Annotated in this window: 19 protein-coding genes; 10 read left to right on the top strand and 9 right to left on the bottom strand. The window is 53.3% G+C overall.

The genetic code is table 11. The features are described from left to right. On the bottom strand, positions 1–668 hold a 668-nt coding region (locus OGX83_RS21605; RefSeq protein ID WP_286587435.1), incomplete at its 3' end, for an IS110 family RNA-guided transposase. A gap of 434 nt (positions 669–1,102) precedes the next feature. Next, a complete protein-coding gene (locus OGX83_RS21600) occupies positions 1,103–2,302 on the bottom strand; it encodes an NAD(P)/FAD-dependent oxidoreductase (protein ID WP_286589140.1) in 1,200 nt (399 codons plus the stop codon). A 232-nt stretch (positions 2,303–2,534) separates the two neighbouring features. On the opposite strand from OGX83_RS21600, the gene OGX83_RS21595 reads away from it, so the two are divergent. Then, positions 2,535–3,038: an RrF2 family transcriptional regulator gene (locus OGX83_RS21595; RefSeq protein WP_003023361.1), complete on the top strand. Its 504-nt coding sequence runs from the start codon at positions 2,535–2,537 to the stop codon at positions 3,036–3,038. A gap of 87 nt (positions 3,039–3,125) precedes the next feature. Here OGX83_RS21595 and dtpB read toward each other — a convergent pair whose 3' ends face one another. Together dtpB and uspA are read right to left on the bottom strand one after the other, a co-directional pair. Further along, on the bottom strand, positions 3,126–4,598 hold the full coding sequence (gene dtpB, locus OGX83_RS21590; protein WP_003827469.1) for a dipeptide/tripeptide permease DtpB: 1,473 nt from the start codon (positions 4,596–4,598) through the stop codon (positions 3,126–3,128). 281 nt (positions 4,599–4,879) lie between these two features. Further along, positions 4,880–5,317, bottom strand: coding sequence for a universal stress protein UspA (gene uspA, locus OGX83_RS21585; protein WP_003023368.1), 438 nt, complete (start codon positions 5,315–5,317; stop codon positions 4,880–4,882). Positions 5,318–5,710: 393 nt separating this feature from the next. Here uspA and uspB point away from each other — a divergent pair, with 393 nt between their 5' ends. Then, the gene (uspB, locus tag OGX83_RS21580) at positions 5,711–6,046 is read left to right on the top strand and encodes a universal stress protein UspB (protein ID WP_003023371.1); all 336 of its coding nucleotides are present in this window, start codon (positions 5,711–5,713) and stop codon (positions 6,044–6,046) included. Between the two features lie 64 nt (positions 6,047–6,110). Here uspB and pitA read toward each other — a convergent pair whose 3' ends face one another. Next, positions 6,111–7,610 (bottom strand): inorganic phosphate transporter PitA, encoded by a 1,500-nt coding sequence (pitA, locus tag OGX83_RS21575; protein ID WP_003827471.1) that lies wholly within the window; start codon positions 7,608–7,610, stop codon positions 6,111–6,113. 229 nt (positions 7,611–7,839) lie between these two features. On the opposite strand from pitA, the gene OGX83_RS21570 reads away from it, so the two are divergent. From OGX83_RS21570 to OGX83_RS21545, 6 genes are all read left to right on the top strand, one after another. Further along, positions 7,840–9,030, top strand: coding sequence for a BaiN/RdsA family NAD(P)/FAD-dependent oxidoreductase (locus tag OGX83_RS21570; RefSeq protein WP_286589138.1), 1,191 nt, complete (start codon positions 7,840–7,842; stop codon positions 9,028–9,030). A gap of 93 nt (positions 9,031–9,123) precedes the next feature. After that, a complete protein-coding gene (locus OGX83_RS21565; protein ID WP_197964487.1) occupies positions 9,124–10,590 on the top strand; it encodes an AAA family ATPase in 1,467 nt (488 codons plus the stop codon). Beyond that, a complete protein-coding gene (locus OGX83_RS21560) occupies positions 10,565–11,197 on the top strand; it encodes an HNH endonuclease family protein (RefSeq protein ID WP_286589136.1) in 633 nt (210 codons plus the stop codon). The genes OGX83_RS21565 and OGX83_RS21560 overlap by 26 nt, the downstream gene beginning before the upstream one ends. Positions 11,198–11,526: 329 nt before the next feature. Continuing rightward, positions 11,527–12,594 carry an HlyD family secretion protein gene (locus tag OGX83_RS21555; protein ID WP_060682909.1) on the top strand — a complete coding sequence of 356 codons (1,068 nt, stop codon included), beginning with the start codon at positions 11,527–11,529 and terminating at the stop codon, positions 12,592–12,594. Continuing rightward, positions 12,591–15,338 carry a ribosome-associated ATPase/putative transporter RbbA gene (gene rbbA, locus OGX83_RS21550; RefSeq protein ID WP_103284611.1) on the top strand — a complete coding sequence of 916 codons (2,748 nt, stop codon included), beginning with the start codon at positions 12,591–12,593 and terminating at the stop codon, positions 15,336–15,338. Before OGX83_RS21555 ends, rbbA begins: the two co-directional genes overlap by 4 nt. Beyond that, the gene (locus tag OGX83_RS21545; RefSeq protein WP_020996068.1) at positions 15,338–16,462 is read left to right on the top strand and encodes an ABC transporter permease; all 1,125 of its coding nucleotides are present in this window, start codon (positions 15,338–15,340) and stop codon (positions 16,460–16,462) included. The genes rbbA and OGX83_RS21545 overlap by 1 nt, the downstream gene beginning before the upstream one ends. Positions 16,463–16,566: 104 nt before the next feature. Here the strand turns inward: OGX83_RS21545 and nikR are convergent, their stop codons facing one another. Continuing rightward, a complete protein-coding gene (gene nikR / locus OGX83_RS21540) occupies positions 16,567–16,968 on the bottom strand; it encodes a nickel-responsive transcriptional regulator NikR (protein ID WP_003827507.1) in 402 nt (133 codons plus the stop codon). A 91-nt stretch (positions 16,969–17,059) separates the two neighbouring features. Then, positions 17,060–17,920, bottom strand: a complete 861-nt coding sequence (locus OGX83_RS21530; RefSeq protein ID WP_003827509.1) for a LysR family transcriptional regulator — start codon at positions 17,918–17,920, stop codon at positions 17,060–17,062. Between the two features lie 99 nt (positions 17,921–18,019). Here OGX83_RS21530 and OGX83_RS21525 point away from each other — a divergent pair, with 99 nt between their 5' ends. Continuing rightward, on the top strand, positions 18,020–18,526 hold the full coding sequence (locus OGX83_RS21525; RefSeq protein WP_286589134.1) for a phenolic acid decarboxylase: 507 nt from the start codon (positions 18,020–18,022) through the stop codon (positions 18,524–18,526). Here the strand turns inward: OGX83_RS21525 and acpT are convergent. Both acpT and OGX83_RS21515 read right to left on the bottom strand, forming a co-directional pair. Continuing rightward, a complete protein-coding gene (gene acpT / locus OGX83_RS21520) occupies positions 18,518–19,108 on the bottom strand; it encodes a 4'-phosphopantetheinyl transferase AcpT (protein ID WP_003827514.1) in 591 nt (196 codons plus the stop codon). The two genes, OGX83_RS21525 and acpT, sit on opposite strands and share 9 nt — an antisense overlap. 62 nt (positions 19,109–19,170) lie before the next feature. Further along, a complete protein-coding gene (locus OGX83_RS21515; RefSeq protein ID WP_079934309.1) occupies positions 19,171–20,220 on the bottom strand; it encodes an AI-2E family transporter in 1,050 nt (349 codons plus the stop codon). A 133-nt stretch (positions 20,221–20,353) separates the two neighbouring features. Here OGX83_RS21515 and OGX83_RS21510 point away from each other — a divergent pair, with 133 nt between their 5' ends. Then, on the top strand, positions 20,354–21,571 hold the full coding sequence (locus OGX83_RS21510) for an MFS transporter (RefSeq protein WP_003827545.1): 1,218 nt from the start codon (positions 20,354–20,356) through the stop codon (positions 21,569–21,571). Position 21,572 lies beyond the last annotated feature (1 nt).

Below are 21,572 nucleotides of genomic sequence, written 5' to 3'. Positions count from 1 at the left end.
CTGAACCTGTCCTTCAGTCCCACATAAGCCAGCAGCACCGCCGACGTCTTTTCCCCGATACCCGGGATACTTTCCAGCAGCTTCCTGCGGTGTTTCATGTCCGGGTCGTCATCCGTCAGGTCCTTTATCTGCTTTTCGATGCGTTTAATTTCGGCATGAAGCCACAGCAGATGAGCGTCGATACTCGGACGCTGTACCTCACGTGCTGTCTCAAGGCGATTCAGTTCCTGCGTACGCATATCCGTCAGTGACTGATGGCGCAGCACCAGTGCCCGTAACGCCCGTTCAACCGGATGCGGAGCTTCCCAGACTGCCGGGCGCTTCTGACGGCAAAACTCTGCCAGCATGCGGGCATCAACGGCATCGGTTTTGCTGCGCAGCCCCTCGCTCTGTGCGAAGGCTTTGCCGAGGGCAGGATTGATGATGGAGACGGTGAATCCGGCATCACTGAGATGGGCGGCCACGTCTTCCATATACGTACTGGTGGCTTCCATACAGATATGCGCCGGCGCCACGTTATGGCTGTTGAGCCAGTGGAGGAGTTCATTGTGGCCCTTCAGGGTGTTCGCAAATTTTTTACTGCGGTGACGGCCATCGGGACGCAGCACATCGACATCCAGCTTGGCTTTAGAGACGTCAATACCGATAAAATGAAGTTCCTGTTCCATAGTGAGACCAACCTTGTGAATGCGGATTACCGGGAAAACCGGTCCATGATACTGTCCGGTTTGTCACTTGTGGAGAACGGCAGTCCGCTGCATAAATCTACAATACAGGTTGTTAACCTAAGGCCGGATAAGGCGCTTGCGCCGCCATCCGGCTTGGTGCGCTGTGCTGCCTGATGTGCTGCGCTTATCAGGCCTACGGCTGTGCGTGGTTTGTAGTCCGGATAAGGCGTTAGCCGCATCCGGCATGGTGCGCTGAATTGCCTGATGCGCTGCGCTTATCAGGCCTATGGCAGCGTGTGGTTTGTAGGCCTGATAAGGCGTTAGCCGCATCAGGCTTGGTGCGCTGAACTGCCTGATGCGTTGTGCTTATCAGGCATACGGCTGTGCGTGGTTTGTAGGCCGGATAAGGCGTTAGCCGCATCCGGCATAACCTATTAAACAAACGGTGCCAGCGGGTCGGCAATCTCAAATGCTACTGCTCGGTCTGCTTTCGGTGGGTAAATCAGCTCGCTGACAATCGACACCTTCAGCTTCTTCGCTTCTGCGCGCGTCAGTTTCACCTGTTGATCCCATCCTTCGCTATACACCGCACCCCAGGCACCAAGATCCAGGCAGGTGACGTAGTTTTCCTGACGATATGGCAATGGCGCTACGTCCAACAGATCTGCCGCAGCGTTATTACCGGCAAATTTACCCAACAAAATAGCGTGCTGACAGGTCATTAACGCATGGTTGCCTTTGTCGTCGGTGGCGGCATAGGCCACATCGCCAGTGGCGTAGATATCATCGTGACCCACAACCTGCAGATTAGCATTCACATGCAGACGGCCCTGGCGATCGCGCGGGGCATTAATCTGTGCTGTCAGGTTATTAGCCTGCACGCCGACGGTCCAGATAACCGTCTGAGAGGCAATCACCTGCCCATCTTTCAGCGTGACGCCGGAGGCATCCACACACTCTACTTCCGCATTGACCAGCCACTCGACGCCCAGCTCAGCAGAGGCTTCGATAATCACGTCACGTAATTCCTGGCTCCAGCGTCCGCCCGGCTGAGCACCGCGTTCAACTACGACAACTCTGGTCTTAGCATCAGTGCCCAATATTTCACGCAAACGACCCGGTAATTCCAGCGCCATCTCTATCCCGGTGAAACCACCACCACAGACCACCACAGTATTACGAGCCTCACTTTCCGGTTGTAATGCCAGATTGTTAATGTGCTGCTCCAGTACGGCGGCGCTCTCGAGTTGGTCGAGGTCAAACGCGTGCTCGGCGGCACCGGCGACGGTATCGCGGTTTACGTGACTTCCGCTGGCGAGCACCAGGCGGTCATAGCGATGCAGATGAGTGTCACCGTTGGCATCTTTCCAGCTCACCTCTTTAGAGTCCGGGAGGATTTGCTCGACGTGACCTTGCAGGAAGTTGACGCCGGTAACGTCAAATAGCGGTTGCAGTGGTGCGACCAGCGTATGAACGGCGCTTTCATAAAAGCGTGGGCGGACACGCAGCTCCGGTTGTGGCGCAATTACTGTAATATCAATGGCCTGCTGATGTTTATCCGCCAGTCGTGCGGCGCTTAATGCTGCCCACATACCGGCAAAGCCGGCGCCCACGATCAGAATTTGTTTACGCATTGGGGTTTTCTCACTGGTGACTACGAATTATTTACTCGGATTTTATTTGTCGTAGTTAGGAATTGCAATGCGATCGAGATTCTTTTTGCCTCAAAGGGTGGTGTTTTTTGATTATCTGATTGATAAATATGCATTTAAAGTTCTGTTGTGAAAAGGGGGTACTTTGCTGTCTGGAATGAATGAGATGAAAAAGCTACAATAAACTCAGATTCATTTTGGCTGAGATAAGAGAATGGCATTCTACAGTTCGGGAGTTGAGTACGGCATTCATAGCCTGATGTGTATGGTCGACAGTAAGGGCGACGCGCGGGATATGAGCGTGCGGGAAATAGCCGAACTGCAAAGCGTACCGTATGACTATCTGGCAAAAATTTTCACCCGTCTGTCCAAAGCGGGTCTGGTGCGCAGCATTGAAGGCAAAGGTGGCGGTTTCCAGTTAGCTAAACCCGCTGAACACATCACGGTGCTGGATGTGGTAAATGCTATTGATGGCGATAAGCGCATCTTTGAGTGTCGTGAAATTCGCCAGCGGCTGGCGGTATTTGAGGAGCATCCACCCGAGTGGGCCTGTGAAGGCATTTGTGGTGTGCGTTCGGTAATGGACATGGCCCAGCAGCGAATGGAAGAAGCGCTCGGCCAGCATACGATTCTGGACTTGGCGCGCAAAATGTACCGTAAAGCACCGGACACTTTTGTGGTGGAAGTGCAGGAGTGGATAGACGCGCGTAAAGGGTAGTGAGTGATAATGCCCGATAGCGCAAGGCGACCGGGCATGTTGAATGTAGGCCGGATAGGGGCAATAGCCGCCATCCGGCACTGAAGGTTATTGCTCGGTGCTCGGCGTATTAATCATGCGGTTCAGCCATGGCACCATAATCGCCATCACGACCGTTACGGCCAGGGTGACAAGGCCAATCTTACTGAAGACGTTGGTATAGATAGGCAGCGTTTGCAGCGGGTCGGTGATGTTCTCTGGTACGGCGGTGAACGTAGCGACATAACCCCCCATCAGGAAGGCTGCGGCCTGCGTCAGGAACCACATCCCAAGAATGAAGCCCATCAGGTGTTGTGGCACGAGAGCGGCGACCATAGCCAGTCCCAGGGCGCTAATCAGCAGTTCACCCAGGCTCTGGAACAGATACACCAGCACGATAAACCACGGCGACGTCAGCCCTTGTGCATCGGCAAACCACATCCCGGCAGCGGCGGCCGTCAGGAAGCCCAATGAGCACAGGAACATACCGAGCGTAAATTTCATCGGCATGGTCAGGTCTTTGCCTTTGTTGCCCAGACGGGTATAGATTGCGGCCAGTACCGGACTCGCCAGTACCACCCAGAACGGGTTCAGCGCCTGGAAGCTCACCGGGTTGATGGCGAAACCCAGAATTTCATGGTGTACGTTATTGATCGCAAAGAAGTTCAGCGATGTCGGCATCTGCGCGTACAGCACGTAGAACACCACCGCTTCCAGCATCAGGATAAAGGCCACGAACATCTTGTTGCGCCCGGTTTTATCCAGTTTGAATGCCTGACGGAAGAAGATGATGGTCACGACAATCGACAGGACGATCAGCACCAGGTTGGCAATCTGCACGTTGTGCATCAGCCAGGCGCAGATAAATACCATCACTACCGTACCGGCCAGCACGTACAGCAGGTTACGGAAATTCAGTGGCTTATGGTCTGGCTCAGAGCCGATATTTTTCACCATTCCGCGGCAGGCAAAGTAGACCAGCAGCGCGACGATTAGTCCGGCTCCGCACAAGTTGTAAGTCACAGCGTAGCCAAACTTATCGGCAATCACCGGCGCCAGCGACAGTGACAGTAGCGAACCGATGTTAATCGACATATAAAACAGAGTGAAAGCACCGTCCAGACGGGCGTCTTTCGGGGGATAGCATTTTGACAGCAGGCTTGCCGGGTTGGCTTTAAATAGCCCGTTACCAACGGCAATGGTACCCAAAGCAATAAAGATCAGATCCGGCTTAAGCAGCGACATCCCGGTCATGAAGTAGCCGATTGCCAGCACAATGGCACCGAGTACCAGCGTGCGCTTGGTGCCTAACAGGTGGTCGCCGACGTAGCCGCCGATCGAGATCAGGCCGTAAACCAGTGCGGCAAAGGCACCAAAGGTTACAAATGCCTGTTCTTGTGAAAATCCGAGCTGCTTAACAAAAAATACCGCCAGGATGCCCTGTACGCCGTAATAGCCAAATCGTTCCCATAATTCCACAAAGAAGATCATGAAGAACGGACGAGGTTGCTGCAGCAAGCCCGTAGGTGCAGTTTTATTCATATTCCATCGCCTTTCAAAGCCATCCCGAAAAGTATGAACGCGTATGCTTAAACGCGCCGAAAAAGTCTTATTTTGTTATAGACTGCGGTTATTGGCCGCAAGGGTAGAGTATTATAGAGATAGTTTTCGATCCAATTAGTTGATCACACTAATTATGATTTGTTTGTTGGATTGATGTACTAATTGTGACCGAATGATAAAAACAAAAACGCCCGCGAAGGCGGGCGTTTACAAGCTTAACGACTTGCAGTGGGCCGGGTTAACTTCCGGCGGCAAGCATTTTATGCTTCTTCGTCGTCACGCAGCGGAACAATCAACATGTCGACGTGGACGGTGTTGATCAGTTGGCGCGCGGAGGACATCAGTTTGCTCCAGAAATCCTGGTGGTGACCACAGACGACCAGATCCATGTCGTATTTTTTGATGGCATCAACCAGAACCTGACCCAGGTCGCCGCTACCGCTCAGGGTTTCGGTGATAGGGTAGCCTGCATTGGTGGACAGCTCGGTTAACGCGTGGTGGGTTTCTTCAGAAATGCGTTTCTGCATGTCGCCCAGATTCACGTCGATGAGCCCGGTGTACAGGTCGGAATAGTTTACGTCAACGTGGATAAGGGAGACTTTAGCATTGTAAGGTCGCGCCATAGAAACCGCTTTTTCAACCAGAACTTTGCTTTCCGGAGAAAGATCAACCGCGATAAGAATGTGTTTATAAGCCATAGTGTTACTCCTTCCATAAGTTGTCGATGACTAGCCTGCTGGCGTTATATGCCGCCGCGTCATCCGCGTCCTGCGAACCTTGTGCGCGGGGCTAGCCCAGTCGTAAAAAACGTACCATATAAGGACTATCCTTACATTATAGCGACCAGGATAATCCGTCAATCCGCCTTGCTTGCCAAATAGTTAAACAAATTTTTTAGTTAATTGCATTGATAGCGATTAACCTTATGGCAAAAAAATTAACTAATCTCCTACACTATCTAAAGAGGCGTTCGGATGCGTGATACTAACACGAACGGTTTCGGCTGCACTCTTCATTGAATGGTTTGGCAGGGTATCGGGGAGCGGTAGTCCCGGAAAGGAGTTCCGTGGGCGGGTCGCCGGGGAGGAGGTATGATAAGCACCATTGCATTATTCTGGGCTTTATGTGTCGTTTGCATTGTTAATATGGCGCGCTATTTTTCTTCGCTACGCGCACTGTTAGTGGTACTTCGTGGTTGCGATCCATTACTTTACCAGTATGTAGATGGAGGGGGCTTTTTTACCTCGCATGGGCAACCGAACAAGCAGATGCGTCTGGTGTGGTATATCTACGCTCAGCGTTACCGCGATCATCATGATGATGAATTTATTCGCCGCTGTGAGCGGGTTCGCGGTCAGTTCATTCTCACCAGCGCGCTATGCGGCCTGGTGCTAATCAGCATGGTTGCGCTGATTATCTGGCACTGATGCCAACAACAGATACAAAAAAAGCGGGTCAGCTTCCTGACCCGCTTTTTTACCGTGCATTCGCTTAGATAAGCTTCAGGGAGAGCCAGTACAGCACCCCGGAAAGAATAATCGCAGCTGGCAGGGTGAAGACCCAGGCCATCAGAATGCTGGTTACCGTTTTACGCTGCAATCCGCCGCCATCAACAACCATCGTCCCCGCAACGGAAGAAGAGAGAACGTGGGTGGTGGAAACGGGCATACCGGTGTAGCTGGCGAGACCGATAGAGACTGCGGCGGTCATCTGAGCCGACATCCCCTGGGCATAAGTCATGCCTTTCTTACCGATTTTCTCGCCGATGGTGGTGGCAACACGACGCCAGCCAATCATCGTACCAATACCCAGCGCCAGTGCGACGGCCATAATGATCCAGATAGGCGCGTACTCAATGGTGCTCAGCATGTCAGCTTTCAGTTTTTTCAGCAGACGCTGATCGTCAGCGCTTACGCCAGGCAGCTTAACCACTTTATCGGTGGTATCAGAGATGCACAGCATAATACGGCGCAGCTGACCACGCTGTTCGACGCTTAATTTGTCGTAGGTTTCCAGGTTCGCCAGCATACCTTTCGCACGTTCCAGCGCGTTGATGGTATTCGCCGGGTGGCAATGGAACTCTGTCGTCGTCGCGGGTGCCGCGTCCGTCGGGGACGGAATCAGCTGGTCTACGCCTGTGGCCTGTTTAAGCAGGTCAGGGCGCTGCTGGAAGAAGACTTCGACGTTATTGATTGCATCACGGGTACGGGTAATCTCGTAACCGGAAGCATTCATATTCACCACGAAGCCTGCAGGCGCTACGCCAATCAGCACCAGCATCACCAGACCAATGCCTTTCTGCCCGTCGTTAGCGCCATGAGAGAACGCTACGCCGATAGCGGAGAGGATCAGTGCAATACGGGTCCAGAACGGCGGCTTTTTCTTGCCATCTTTCTTTTCACGTTCTGCTGGCGTCAGGTGGATACGGGCACGTTTTTTTGTACCGCTCCAGTAACGACGCAGAATGAAAATAAGACCGCCTGCAACCACCAGACCAACAATTGGCGAGATGATAAGCGAAGCAAAAATACCGATAACTTTCGGAATGTTAAGTGCGTCCACCACCGAGGTGCCGGTCATCAGTGCATTGGTTAAACCAATACCTATAATGGCGCCAATCAGCGTGTGGGAGCTGGATGCAGGTAAACCAAAGTACCAGGTACCCAGGTTCCAGATAATTGCCGCCAGCAGCATGGAGAACACCATGGCAAGGCCATGTGACGATCCCATATTAAGCAGCAGATCCGTTGGTAGCATATGCACGATGGCATACGCCACGCTGAGACCACCCAGCAAAACACCAAAGAAGTTGAACAACGCAGCCATGACCACCGCCAATTGCGAACGCATTGCACGGGTATAGATCACGGTTGCGACAGCATTGGCTGTGTCATGGAAGCCGTTAATTGCTTCGTAGAACAGCACAAAAGCCAGAGCAAGCAATAGTAAAAGCCCGGTATGTAAATCCAGGCCAGCAAACAAATGTAGCATAGGACGTTACGCCATTTTGAGGACATGAACGCGGCGCATTATCAGTGACTTTGGCGGCGCGGGCAAAGTGAAATATAGAGTTTTTTTGATTTGTCTCCTGCTTTGTTTTACACCACTAAAGAATTATCCTATATATTTCAGTTAAATACCCTTTATCGGTAGTTTGGTGCTGGTGCGACCACTGAGGAATCTTTACAATTCACACCCGCTTTTTAGAGAGGATCGCAACGTGGAAAGGTTTGATACCGTTATTATAGGCGCTGGCGCAGCGGGTATGTTTTGTGCCGCGCAGGCAGGACAAGCAGGTAGTCGAGTACTGCTTATTGATAATGGTAAAAAGCCAGGACGCAAGATTCTCATGTCTGGCGGGGGACGCTGCAACTTTACCAATCTTTATGTCGAACCGGCCGCCTATTTGAGCCAAAACCCCCATTTTTGCAAATCGGCACTGGCGCGTTACACGCAGTGGGATTTTATCGACCTGGTGGGCAAACATGGTATTGCCTGGCATGAAAAAACGCTGGGTCAGCTGTTCTGCGATGATTCCGCTCAGCAAATTGTCGATATGCTGGTAGACGAGTGTGAAAAAGGTAACGTAACTATGCGGTTACGGAGCGAAGTCCTGAGCGTGGTGCAGGATGATGAAGGTTTCACCCTCGAACTGAACGGCATGACGGTCGGCACGAAAAAACTGGTTATCGCTTCCGGTGGGCTTTCCATGCCGGGTCTGGGGGCAACGCCGTTTGGTTATAAAATTGCCGAACAGTTTGGTCTGAAGGTGTTGCCAACGCGCGCGGGACTGGTGCCCTTTACGTTGCATAAGCCACTGCTGGAGCAGCTTCAGGTGCTCTCTGGCGTGTCGGTCTCCTCCGTTATCACCGCCGAAGACGGCACCGTATTTCGTGAAAATCTGCTCTTTACACACCGAGGACTTTCGGGCCCAGCTGTTTTGCAGATTTCCAGTTTTTGGCAGCCAGGCGAATTTGTCAGCATTAATTTGTTGCCGGATGTTGACCTGGTGAGCTTCCTCGACGAACAACGTAGCGCACACCCTAACCAGAGCTTAAAGAACACCTTAGCAATGCAGTTGCCAAAGCGTCTGGTGGAATGCTTGCAGCAGTTAGGGCAAATTCCTGACGTGTCTCTGAAGCAGCTTAACGTACGCGATCAGCAAACGCTGGTTGAAACGCTGACCGAGTGGCGGGTGCAGCCGAACGGTACGGAAGGGTATCGTACCGCTGAAGTCACGTTGGGCGGCGTCGATACCAACGAGCTGTCATCGCGCACGATGGAAGCCCGCAAAGTGCCAGGGCTCTACTTTATCGGTGAAGTGATGGACGTCACCGGCTGGTTGGGTGGCTATAACTTCCAGTGGGCATGGTCGAGTGCCTGGGCATGCGCGCAGGATCTGGCGAATTAAACTCTGGAGATTGATGAATCATTGCTCAAGAGATGTATCATTAGCGGTAGCGCGATACCTGTACCAGCGATCTCATGTTTACTTAAGGAATGGATGATGAAAATTACGCAGTTGACATTACACAATGTCGGGCGCTTTACCTCTTTAGAGGTCCCAATTGCGCCTACAAGCGACAATCCTTCCAATGTTACTGTGCTGGTGGGGAATAATGGTGCAGGAAAAACGTCAATTTTACAGGCGCTGGCGACATCACTCAGTTGGATGGTATCACGCATTCGTAGTGAGAAAGGGAGTGGCAGTAGCCTCAGTGAAAATCTGATTACTAATGAGAGTACATCTGCTGCAATTACGCTTGCGGTGAAAGCCGCGGTAATCGGTGCAGAAGAAAAGGAATATCACTGGACTCTGGCGAAAGCCAGAAGTGGAATGATTGGCGAATATACCAGCCTGCTTAATTCTGCTTCCGTTTTGGCAAATTATTACCGCACCCTCTTAACACAACATCGTAAAAGCAGTTTACCTTTAATCGCCTTTTATCCGGTAGAACGAAGCGTATTGGAAATCCCTCTTAAAATTAAAAATAAACATGCTTTCCAGCAGATAGATGGATATGACCATGCTCTTAATCAGGGCGTAGATTTTAGTCGGTTTTTTGAGTGGTTCCGTACCCGAGAAGATATTGAAAATGAGAATGATAAAACGGTATTGTCGGATTTTCTAGATGAGGATTTTGAAAATAGATTGCAAATACTTGCCGATATTGAAAATGCTGATGAGCGTGTCGATAAACTTGAACCTCTTGATTTTAAAGGCTTAGGCGAGGAGTTCAAAAAACTTAAAAGCGCTATTAAATTGATGCAGGATATTCAGGATAAATCTAAAGAGGCCAGAGATCCGCAACTAAACGCAGTACGTGCTGCAATTGCCGCATTTATGCCGGGTTTTGAAGGGCTCCAGGTTCGCCGTAAGCCTCGGGTGCATATGACGGTAGAAAAAAACGGGGAAACACTCAATGTCTTGCAATTGTCGCAAGGTGAAAAATCACTGATGGCGCTTGTTGGGGATATCGCTCGTCGATTGGCGATGATGAATCCGACCCTGGAAAATCCATTGTATGGACAAGGAGTTGTGCTGATTGACGAAGTAGACATGCATCTTCATCCCTCGTGGCAGCGTGGTATTATAGATCGGTTAACCACAACATTTCCTCACTGCCAGTTTATTTTGACAACCCATTCGCCTTTGGTCATCAGCGACTGCAAAAATGTACTGGTCTATTCGCTTGATGATGGGGAGTTGAGTGTTGTTCCTTCTCTGTATGGGCAAGATGCAAATAGTGTATTACTGGATGTGATGGATACGGATATTCGTAATGCAAAGATTGCGACTCAACTCAACGATTTATTGGATTTAATTCAGAAAAAACAGCTAAATCAAGCGAGAAGTTTACTTGAAAAGCTAATGGAGGATCTGCCTGCTAATAATCTGGAATTATCTAAAGCTCGTTTATTACTGCGCAAACAGGAGTTACGCATTGAGAAAAATCACGAAGAGCAATGAGCCAGCTAGTTTGACTCGCTGGAAGCGTTCTAATGCGAGCGGCGTTTATGAGGATTTGACTGAAATAGAACGTCGAGATATTCGGGCGGTTTGTGTTCAGGAACAATTTTATCTGTGTGCGTATTGCTGTAAACCTATCAGTGGTCAGAATAGTGATACTATGAATGAGCATGTGCAAGCCAGACATCACGCCCAGCATTTATCCCTTGATTTTAATAATATTGTTGCAAGTTGCACTACAGCAAAGCAATGTGATGAATCTCACGGTTCCCAGCTGTTTTCACTGACTCCGTTGATGGATGAGTGTGAAACGGAACTGGAATTTATGATCAGTGGTCGTGTCAGAGGTAATACGTTTCGTGCGCAGGAAGCGATTCGGGTTCTTAATCTTGGAGAGGATGAAACGAAGAACAGAAAGCTGATTGAAATACGCAAACAAGCCATAGCCACCATACTATTTAGTAACGGAATAGATCCTGATGAAGGTCTGGAAGACGATGAATTACTCCACGATCTAATTAATGTCCTGAGTCTCCCCAAAGACAATCAACTGGAATCTTATGCCCCCATCGTTATCAACGTTCTTCGGGGCTGGTTATCAGAGTAAATACTGTTGGTCCATTATGGATGTCCCTCAACACAAACAACAACCGAATAGACATATTGAATCCAGGTGTTAGTATTCAATAGACAGCAGTAATGAGTATGCGTGTTTCATTTCCGGCCAGGAACGCTGATGATGACAACATTACTACCCGATATCACAGCATTTTCATCATTCACTTCCTTCACGGCGCAGGTTGCTTACATGCCTGTCTGCTCTCTGGCCATTGTTTCTCATTCCTTCTTATCCCGGATGGAATCCCCCGCTGAATAGCTGTTCAGTGGGCTTTGTGACACGCATCGTTTGATAACAGGGATTACGGCGGGTCGAATATGGATAAGTTTAAACGTCATATGATGTGGTGGGTGGCGGGCATCCTGGTCGTGGTGGCCGCGATAGCATGGTGGATGCTTCGTCCTGCGGGAATACCGGAGGGGTTTGCAGCCAGCAACGGCAGAATTGAAGCCACTGAAGTGGATATTGCCACCAAAATTGCCGGGCGAATTGACACGATCCTCGTGTCGGAAGGGCAGTTTGTTCGTCAGGGCGAAGTGCTGGCGAAAATGGATACCCGCGTGCTGCAGGAGCAGCGGCTGGAAGCGGTAGCCCAAATCAAAGAGGCCGAAAGTGCGGTGGCGGCGGCGCGGGCGCTGTTAGAGCAGCGACAAAGTGAAATGCGCGCCGCGCAGTCGGTGGTAAAACAGCGTGAGGCGGAACTGCAGTCGGTCTCTAAACGCCACGTCCGCTCCCGTTCGCTATCTCAGCGTGGGGCTGTGTCTGAGCAACAGCTGGATGACGACAGGGCTGCGGCAGAAAGCGCACGCGCTGCACTGGAATCCGCAAAGGCGCAGGTCTCTGCGGCAAAAGCCGCAATTGAAGCCGCTCGCACCAGTATCATTCAGGCGCAAACCCGCGTAGAAGCCGCGCAGGCTACCGAACGTCGTATTGTGGCTGATATTGATGACAGCGAGTTGAAAGCCCCTCGCGATGGCCGCGTACAGTACCGCGTAGCTGAACCGGGCGAGGTGCTTTCCGCGGGCGGTCGCGTGCTGAATATGGTCGATCTCAGCGATGTCTACATGACGTTCTTCTTGCCAACCGAACAGGCTGGTTTACTGAAGATTGGTGGAGAAGCGCGGCTGGTGCTGGATGCTGCGCCGGATCTGCGTATTCCGGCGACCATCAGCTTTGTGGCTAGCGTCGCGCAGTTCACGCCGAAAACGGTCGAAACCAGCGATGAACGGCTGAAACTGATGTTTCGCGTCAAAGCGCGTATCCCGCCAGAGCTGTTGCAGCAGCATCTGGAGTACGTGAAAACCGGTCTGCCGGGCATGGCGTGGGTGCGTGTTGATGAAAGTCGCGCCTGGCCTGACGACCTGGTGGTGAGGTTGCCGCAATGACGCATCTGGCGCTGGTTCCCGTTCCTCCCGTGGCGCACCTTGACGGCGTGAGTCAGCATTACGGGAAAACGGTAGCGCTGAACAATATCACGCTGGATATCCCTGCCCGCTGTATGGTGGGGTTGATTGGCCCGGATGGCGTCGGAAAATCGAGCCTGCTGTCGCTCATCTCCGGCGCGCGGGTCATTGAACACGGCAACGTGATGGTGTTGGGTGGCGATATGCGCGACCCAAAACATCGCCGGGATGTCTGCCCGCGCATTGCCTGGATGCCGCAGGGGCTGGGGAAAAACCTGTATCACACGCTGTCGGTATATGAGAACGTCGATTTCTTTGCCCGCCTGTTTGGGCATGACAAAGCGGAGCGTGAGGCGCGGATTACCGAGCTGCTGAATAGCACCGGACTGGCACCGTTTCGCGACCGTCCTGCCGGGAAACTCTCGGGCGGGATGAAGCAAAAGCTGGGGCTGTGCTGCGCGTTAATCCACGACCCGGAACTGTTAATTCTCGATGAACCCACCACCGGGGTCGACCCGCTGTCCCGCGCCCAGTTCTGGGATCTGATTAACAGTATTCGTCAGCGGCAGACCAACATGAGCGTGCTGGTTGCGACCGCTTATATGGAAGAAGCCGAGCGCTTTGACTGGCTGGTGGCGATGAACGCCGGGGAGGTGTTAGCCACCGGGAGCGCGCAGCAGCTACGTGAGCAAACCAACAGCAACACGCTGGAGCAGGCGTTTATCGCGCTGTTACCTGAAGCCCAGCGCCAGGCGCATAAACCGGTAGTGATCCCGCCGTATCACGCTGAGCAGGAAGAGATTGCCATCGAGGCGAAAAACCTGACCATGCGCTTCGGTAAATTTGTGGCGGTGGACCACGTTAACTTCCGCATTCCGCGCGGGGAAATCTTCGGTTTTCTCGGCTCCAACGGCTGCGGTAAATCCACCACCATGAAAATGCTCACCGGACTGCTGCCCGCAAGCGAAGGCGAGGCGTGGCTGTTTGGACAAGCGGTTGATCCGAAGAATATCGATACCCGCCGCCGGGTAGGCTATATGTCGCAGGCATTTTCGCTCTACAGCGAGCTGACCGTCAGGCAAAACCTCGAGCTACATGCGCGGCTGTTCCATATCCCCGAAGCAGAAATCCCTGGGCGGGTGCAGGAGATGAGTGAGCGCTTTTCGCTGACCGATGTCGAAGATGCGCTGCCCGGTGCGCTGCCGTTGGGGATCCGTCAACGCCTGTCGCTGGCGGTGGCGGTGATCCATCGTCCGGAGATGCTCATTCTTGATGAACCGACCTCCGGGGTCGATCCGGTTGCGAGGGATATGTTCTGGCAACTGATGGTCGACCTGTCGCGCCAGGACAAAGTGACCATTTTTATCTCCACCCACTTTATGAACGAAGCGGAGCGCTGCGACCGCATGTCGCTGATGCACGCCGGAAAAGTACTGGCCAGCGGTACGCCGCAGGAACTGGTGAAACAGCGTGGAGCTGCCAGTCTGGAAGAGGCGTTTATCTCCTGGTTGCAGGAAGCGGCAGGCCCGGCGCCGGAAGCTCAGTTAGCGCCAGCCAATGTCCAGACAGTGCATGAAAACAGTAAGCCGCCGCGGCAAGGCTTTAGCCTGCGGCGCTTGTTCAGCTACAGCCGTCGTGAAGCGCTGGAGCTGCGACGTGACCCGGTACGTTCAACGCTGGCGCTGATGGGCACAGTGATCCTGATGCTTATCATGGGCTACGGCATCAGCATGGATGTGGAAAACCTGCGTTTTTCGGTGCTCGATCGCGACCAGACCGTCAGCAGCCAGGCGTGGACGCTGAATCTGGCGGGATCGCGCTATTTTATCGAGCAACCGCCGCTCACCAGTTATGACGAGCTGGACAAACGGATGCGCTCAGGCGAAGTTGCGGTAGCAATTGAAATTCCGCCAAATTTTGGCCGCGATATCGCGCGTGGAACGCCGGTGAAGATTGGCGTCTGGGTCGATGGCGCAATGCCAAGCCGCGCTGAAACGGTCAGGGGTTACGTGCAGGCGATGCACCAGACCTGGCTGCAGGATGTGATGGCGCGCCAGCCAAATGCCAGCGGGCAAAACGGGCTGATGACCATTGAAACTCGCTATCGTTACAACCCGGATGTGAAGAGTCTACCGGCGATTGTTCCGGCAGTGATCCCACTGCTGTTGATGATGATCCCTTCCATGCTCAGCGCCCTCAGCGTGGTGCGTGAGAAAGAGCTGGGGTCGATTATCAATCTGTACGTTACGCCCACGACCCGCAGCGAGTTTTTACTCGGCAAACAGTTGCCGTACATCGTGCTGGGCATGCTGAATTTCCTGCTGTTGTGCGCGCTGTCGGTGTTTGTATTCGGCGTTCCGCATAAGGGCAGCTTTGTGACCCTGACGCTGGCTGCGCTGCTGTACGTCACCATTGCCACCGGGCTGGGGCTGTTAATCTCCACGTTTATGAAAAGCCAGATCGCGGCCATTTTTGGTACGGCGATTATTACATTGATCCCGGCGACGCAGTTTTCCGGAATGATCGATCCAGTTGCCTCGCTGGAAGGGCCGGGCCGGTGGATTGGTGAAATTTATCCGACCAGCCATTTTCTGACCATCGCGCGCGGAACGTTCTCTAAAGCGTTGGATCTGACCGATCTCTGGCAGCTGTTTATTCCGCTGGCGGTAGCCATTCCGGTGGTGATTGGTCTGAGCGTATTACTGCTGAAAAAACAGGAGGGGTGATGCGCCGATTACGCAATATTTATAACCTCGGCATCAAAGAGTTGCGCAGCCTGCTGGGTGACAAAGCGATGCTGACGCTGATCGTCTTCGCCTTCACGATTTCGGTTTATTCTTCCGCGACCGTCCTGCCGGGTTCGCTGCATCTGGCACCGATTGCTATTGCCGATATGGACCAGTCGCAGTTGTCGAATCGGATTGTGAACAGCTTTTATCGCCCGTGGTTTTTACCGCCGGAGATGATCACTGCCGATGAAATGGATGCCGGGTTGGATGCCGGGCGCTATACCTTCGCCGTAAACATTCCGCCTGATTTTCAGCGTGATGTGCTGGCCGGGCGACAACCGGATATACAGGTTAACGTCGATGCCACGCGGATGAGCCAGGCGTTTACCGGCAACAGCTATATCCAGAATATCATCAGCGGCGAGGTGAACAGCTTTGTGGCGCGTTACCGCGATAACAATGAGCCGCCGGTGGCGCTGGAAATGCGCATGCGCTTTAACCCTAATCTGGAACCCGCTCGCTTTGGCGCGGTGATGGCGATTATCAACAACATCACTATGTTGGCGATTGTGCTGACCGGTTCGGCGTTGATCCGCGAACGCGAGCACGGGACCATTGAACATCTGCTGGTGATGCCGGTGACGCCGTTTGAGATCATGATGGCAAAAATCTGGTCGATGGGGCTGGTGGTGCTGGTGGTTTCCGGTCTGTCGCTGATGCTGATGGTAAAAGGCGTGCTCGGGGTGCCGATTGAAGGTTCGATACCGTTGTTTATGCTGGGCGTGGCGCTGAGCCTGTTCGCCACCACCTCGATCGGCATTTTTATGGGGACGCTGGCGCGCTCTATGCCGCAGCTGGGGCTGCTGATGATTCTGGTGCTGCTGCCGTTACAGATGCTCTCAGGTGGCTCCACACCGCGTGAAAGCATGCCGCAGGCGGTGCAGGACATTATGCTGACCATGCCGACTACCCATTTCGTCAGTCTCGCGCAGGCGATACTTTATCGCGGAGCCGGGTTTAGCATTGTCTGGCCGCAGTTTCTGACGCTACTGGCGATTGGTAGCGCGTTCTTCCTGATTGCACTGCTGCGTTTCAGAAAGACGATTGGCACGATGGCGTAATCATTATTGCCGGGGGCGCTTCGCTTGCCTGGCCTACAAACGATAACGGACGTAGGCCGGATAAGGCGTAGCCGCCATCCGGCATCCGGCAACGAAACAGGCAATTACTCTTCTTTCGGCAGGCACTGTAGATGGCCGTGGCGCACGCCGCGCTGGGAAATCACGTCATCGGCAAAATGCTGTACATCGCCCATGTCGCCTTTTAGCACGGCGATTTCCAGGCAGTCGTCATGGTTGATGTGCACGTGCAGCGTGGCGACCGATAAATCGTGGTGGTGGTGTTGAGTAGAAACAATGCGGCTGGCCAGATCACGCTTCTCATGCTCATAAACATACGAGAGCACCGCGAAGCCCTGAGTGCCGTGTTCAAGGGTAGTTTCCTGCGCCAGTGCGCCACGCAGAATATCGCGGATCGCTTCGGAACGGTTGTTGTAGCCACGGCGCTGACTCAGGCCGTCGAGCGTTTCCAGTAAATCGTCATCGAGGGTAATGGTGACTCGTTGCATCTGCAGTTAACCTTTCATGTGGCGCGTTGGCGCACAGGGGGTAAGGGGAATAGCGTATTTTGTAACACACGTCCGGCATCCGGGGAAAAGGTTAATGCTCTCGCAATAAACGCAGCAGGGTACTGACCTGTTCATCCAGCGGAGCGAGAGTATCTTTAACGATCAGATGCAAAGGCGTGGCGCGACGAGCACCATGGCTTAACGGCAGTGGGCGTAAAAGCCCCTGATCAAGCTGCGTCTGAATACGTTCCTCGGGCAGCCAGCCGTAACCGACCTGATACATCACCGCATCAATCGCGGCATCAATGGTCGAGAAGGTCCAGGCATCACGCGCCGGTTGTTGTGGGTTATCGCGATCGGCAATGCGAATCAGCGGCCAGGCGCGTAATGCGTCTTCATTCAGCGGCGCATCCAGCATGCAAAGTGGGTGATCGCGGTGGGCCACGGCCACGAAGTCAATATTCATCAGCCATTCGCCGCGTCCGGTGACATCCTGACGCCGGGTCAGGACCATTACGTCCGCATCGGCATGTGCTGCCAGTCGAGCATCACCATTCTCCAGGACTTCGGTCAGACGCACCTGCGTTTGCGGCCAGGCCTGCTGAAACTGTTTGAGAATGGCAAACAGGCGTTTGCGTGGGAAGATGCTATCTACCATCAAATCCAGCCGCGTTCGCGTACCGTTTTGTAACGTTGCGGCCCGGGTTTCCACCCATAAAAAAGCCTTCAGTAGCGGTTTGACCTGATTGAGCAATAGCTCTCCGGCCGGTGTCAGGACAGCCCTGCGCCCTTCCGGGGTCAGCAGCGTTACGCCAAGTCGCTCCTGTAACAGTGCCAGATTGTAGCTTACCGAAGACTGGCTACGGTTGGTCTCTTCCGCCGCTTTAGCGAAGCTGCCCAGCTCCACCACTTTCTCCAATAGGGCCCACTGCTCGAGGGTTGTTTTGTGCATAACTCATCTAATAATTGAATGAATTTGATGCAAACATAGCGTTATTCATCCAATTTTTGAAGCGTTAAGATCCTCACATCAAGTAAGAGGAGAACGAATATGAGCGCGTTTGATAAACATGATTTGAGCGGATTTGTCGGCAAACATCTGGTCTATACCTACGATAATGGCTGGAATTACGAGATCTACGTGAAAAACGACACTACCCTGGATTACCGCATTCACAGCGGTATTGTGGGGAATCGTTGGGTGAAAGATCAGCGGGCCTATATTGTGCGGGTGGGGGAGAGCGTTTATAAAATTTCGTGGACCGAACCGACCGGGACCGACGTCAGTCTGATCGTAAACCTGGGTGACAAACTCTTTCACGGCACCATCTTTTTCCCTCGCTGGGTGATCAATAATCCGGAAAAAACGGTCTGCTTCCAGAATGACCATATTCCGCTGATGGTGTCGTACCGCGATGCCGGCCCGGCGTATCCCACCGAGGTGATTGATGAGTTCGCGACCATCACTTTCGTACGTGACTGCGGCGCGAACAATAATGACGTTATTGCCTGTGCGGCGAGCGAGCTGCCGAAAAACTTCCCGGAAAATTTACGCTAAGGCTTCCAGTCGCTGCACGGCGTCTGCGGTCAGGGTAAACGGCGTGGGGGTGCACACCGCCAGGCTCAGGGTATCGAGCTGGCACTGGCTGACGGAGAGTGAGGAAGTTAGCGCGGTACTGTCGACGCTGACGATTTGCCAGGCGCTACCGCCGCGCTGTTTCACGATAGCTTCTTTACGCGTCCAGATGCGCCAGAACGCCGCCAGCTGTTGCTCCGGGCGTTCGGCCTCGACTTCGGCATGTTCACCAAGACTGAATACCGTATTTGCCAGCGTTTGCCAGTTATCGCGCGGGCGCACGACTTCAATATCGCAGCCGACTTCCCCTTCGTCGCTGAGCAGCAGGGCGATATCATCACCGCTGTGGCTGAGATTGAACCACAGCGGCGTGTCAGCAGAAAAGGCCGGTTTTCCTTGCTCGCCATAGACGATGTCTGGTAATGGCGAAAGGGCATGGGAAAGCAGCACGCGACCGGCCAGCCAGCGCGCACGGCGAGCACCTTGCGGCGCTTGCTCACTCAGTGCGGCAGGCAGTGCACCAGCGCTTAAAACAGAAACTTTCCCAAGAACGATCCGGTACATATTAGGGCTAACCTTTAGTAATAATGGGGTTGTGTATCATTCTTCACATGCTGTTTGCAAGTTTATCCCGGTAATCGGCTTTTGGGCCTGCCGGGCCCCAGCAAAATCGCCAGTTTGCTGCCGCCTTTGGTGGTTTCCATCCAGATTTTACACACGCTGGTTAACGGCACGGAGAGCAACATGCCGACCGGACCGAGCAGCCATCCCCATACCAACAGAGAGAGGAAGACGATTAGCGTCGATAATCCCAGCCGATGCCCCATCATTCGGGGTTCGAGAATATTGCCAATCACCATATGCACCACCAGAAACAGTGCGCCAACCAACAGACATTCGTAAATGCCATTAAAAAGCAGTGCCTGGATCATGGGCGGGACGGCGGAAATGACCGAGCCAATGTTGGGCACGTAGTTTAACAGGAATGCCAGTACGCCCCACATCAGAGCAAACTGAATCCCCATCAGTGCCAGTCCCAGCCAGATTATGGCACCGGTCCATAAGCTGAGCAGCGTTTTCAGCGCCAGATAGTGTGACACACCCTTCAGCGCTCGATGTAGCCCCGCAATGTGGATTTGCGGATTATTCAACGCAAAACGCATCTTATAGGGGACATGACGCACCTCAAACAGCATAAAAACTACCGTCATCACCAGCAGAAAGACGCTGGCCATGGCACCAGAAAGACTCGTCATCAGCGTGGTTGTGAAGGTCATCAGCTTGTCAGAGTCCATGCGTTGCAGTATACGTTCCGGGGACATATGCAGATTCAGAAAAGGCACCATCTCTTGCAAATACAGAACCTTGCGCGTTAGCTCCTTATTGTATTTTGGCAGCAGGTCCATGAATTCAGTGATTGACGACGCCAGCACGCCAACCAACGCCGTAAGAACGATCAGCATCACCACCACGACTAAGGTAATAGCGATTGGGCGACCGACTCCCCGGCGGATAAACCAGGTGACCAGTGGATTCAATACAATGGCAAAAAAGAGGGCCAGCAGCAGCTGCACAATGATATCCGCCGCAGCATGGATACCTGCGAGGATCACCACCAGAGCGGCCAGTTTGAGCAAAATGTGCAAACCCGTTTTATCGGGCTGGGTGGTTATCATGTCTTCTTCCTGTTTGCGTTTTTGCATTAAGTGTAGCGGCTGGCTTGCGACTGATATTCCTAAACTGGCTACTGATTTCTGCTCTGCAACATGGTAGAAATGAAACACTGTTGTGAAAACGTGGTGACCCTCCATGCCCGAACCCGTCGCTGAACCGACGCTTAGCGGTTTACGCCTGAACCTGCGTATTGTTTCTGTGGTGATGTTTAACTTCGCCAGCTACCTGACCATCGGCCTGCCGCTCGCGGTGTTGCCTGGCTACGTCCATGATGTAATGGGATTTAGCGCTTTCTGGGCTGGGCTGGTCATCAGCCTGCAATATTTCGCTACGCTGCTGAGCCGTCCGCATGCCGGTCGCTATGCCGATCTGCTGGGGCCAAAGAAGATTGTGGTATTTGGGCTGTGTGGCTGCTTTTTAAGTGGCCTGGGCTATTTACTGGCGGGATCAACGAACGGCTGGCCGTTGGCCAGTCTGCTGCTGCTATGTCTGGGGCGCGTGATTCTCGGGATCGGGCAAAGCTTTGCCGGGACCGGCTCTACGCTGTGGGGCGTGGGGGTGGTTGGCTCAATGCACATCGGACGGGTGATTTCCTGGAATGGTATCGTGACCTATGGCGCGATGGCGATAGGCGCGCCGCTGGGTGTTCTGTTTTATGCCTGGGGTGGCTTACAGGGGCTGGCGCTGACCGTGATGGGCGTGGCACTGTTGGCAATCCTGCTGGCGCTCCCTCGTCCGGCGGTGAAGGCCAGCAAAGGCAAACCGTTGCCATTTCGCGCGGTGCTTGGGCGCGTCTGGTTGTATGGTATGGCGCTGGCCCTGGCCTCCGCCGGATTTGGGGTAATCGCTACCTTCATTACCTTGTTCTATGATGCCAAAGGCTGGGATGGCGCCGCATTCGCGCTGACGCTTTTTAGCTGCACGTTTGTCGGTACTCGTTTGTTGTTCCCAAATGGTATCAACCGTTTAGGCGGGCTGAATGTGGCGATGATCTGCTTTAGCGTCGAGATTGTCGGGCTGTTACTGGTCGGGATGGCTTCGATGCCGTGGATGGCGAAAATCGGCGTTCTGCTGGCCGGGGCTGGGTTCTCACTGGTTTTCCCGGCGCTGGGCGTGGTGGCGGTAAAAGCCGTTCCTCAGCAAAATCAGGGTGCTGCGCTGGCGACCTACACGGTGTTTATGGATTTATCGCTGGGGGTTACCGGGCCGCTGGCCGGGCTGGTCATGACGTGGGCGGGTGTGCCGGTTATCTATCTGGCAGCGGCAGGGCTGGTAGCGGTGGCGTTATTGCTGACCTGGCGGTTAAAAAAACGGCCTCAGGTGGTGTCACCGGAGGCCGCGTCATCGTCTTAAC

Source organism: Citrobacter sp. Cpo074 (assembly GCF_030332745.1).
Classification (GTDB): Bacteria; Pseudomonadota; Gammaproteobacteria; order Enterobacterales; family Enterobacteriaceae; genus Citrobacter; species Citrobacter portucalensis.
The sequence above is the reverse complement of the archived record's forward strand: the minus strand, read 5'-3'. Positions and strand labels throughout refer to the sequence as shown.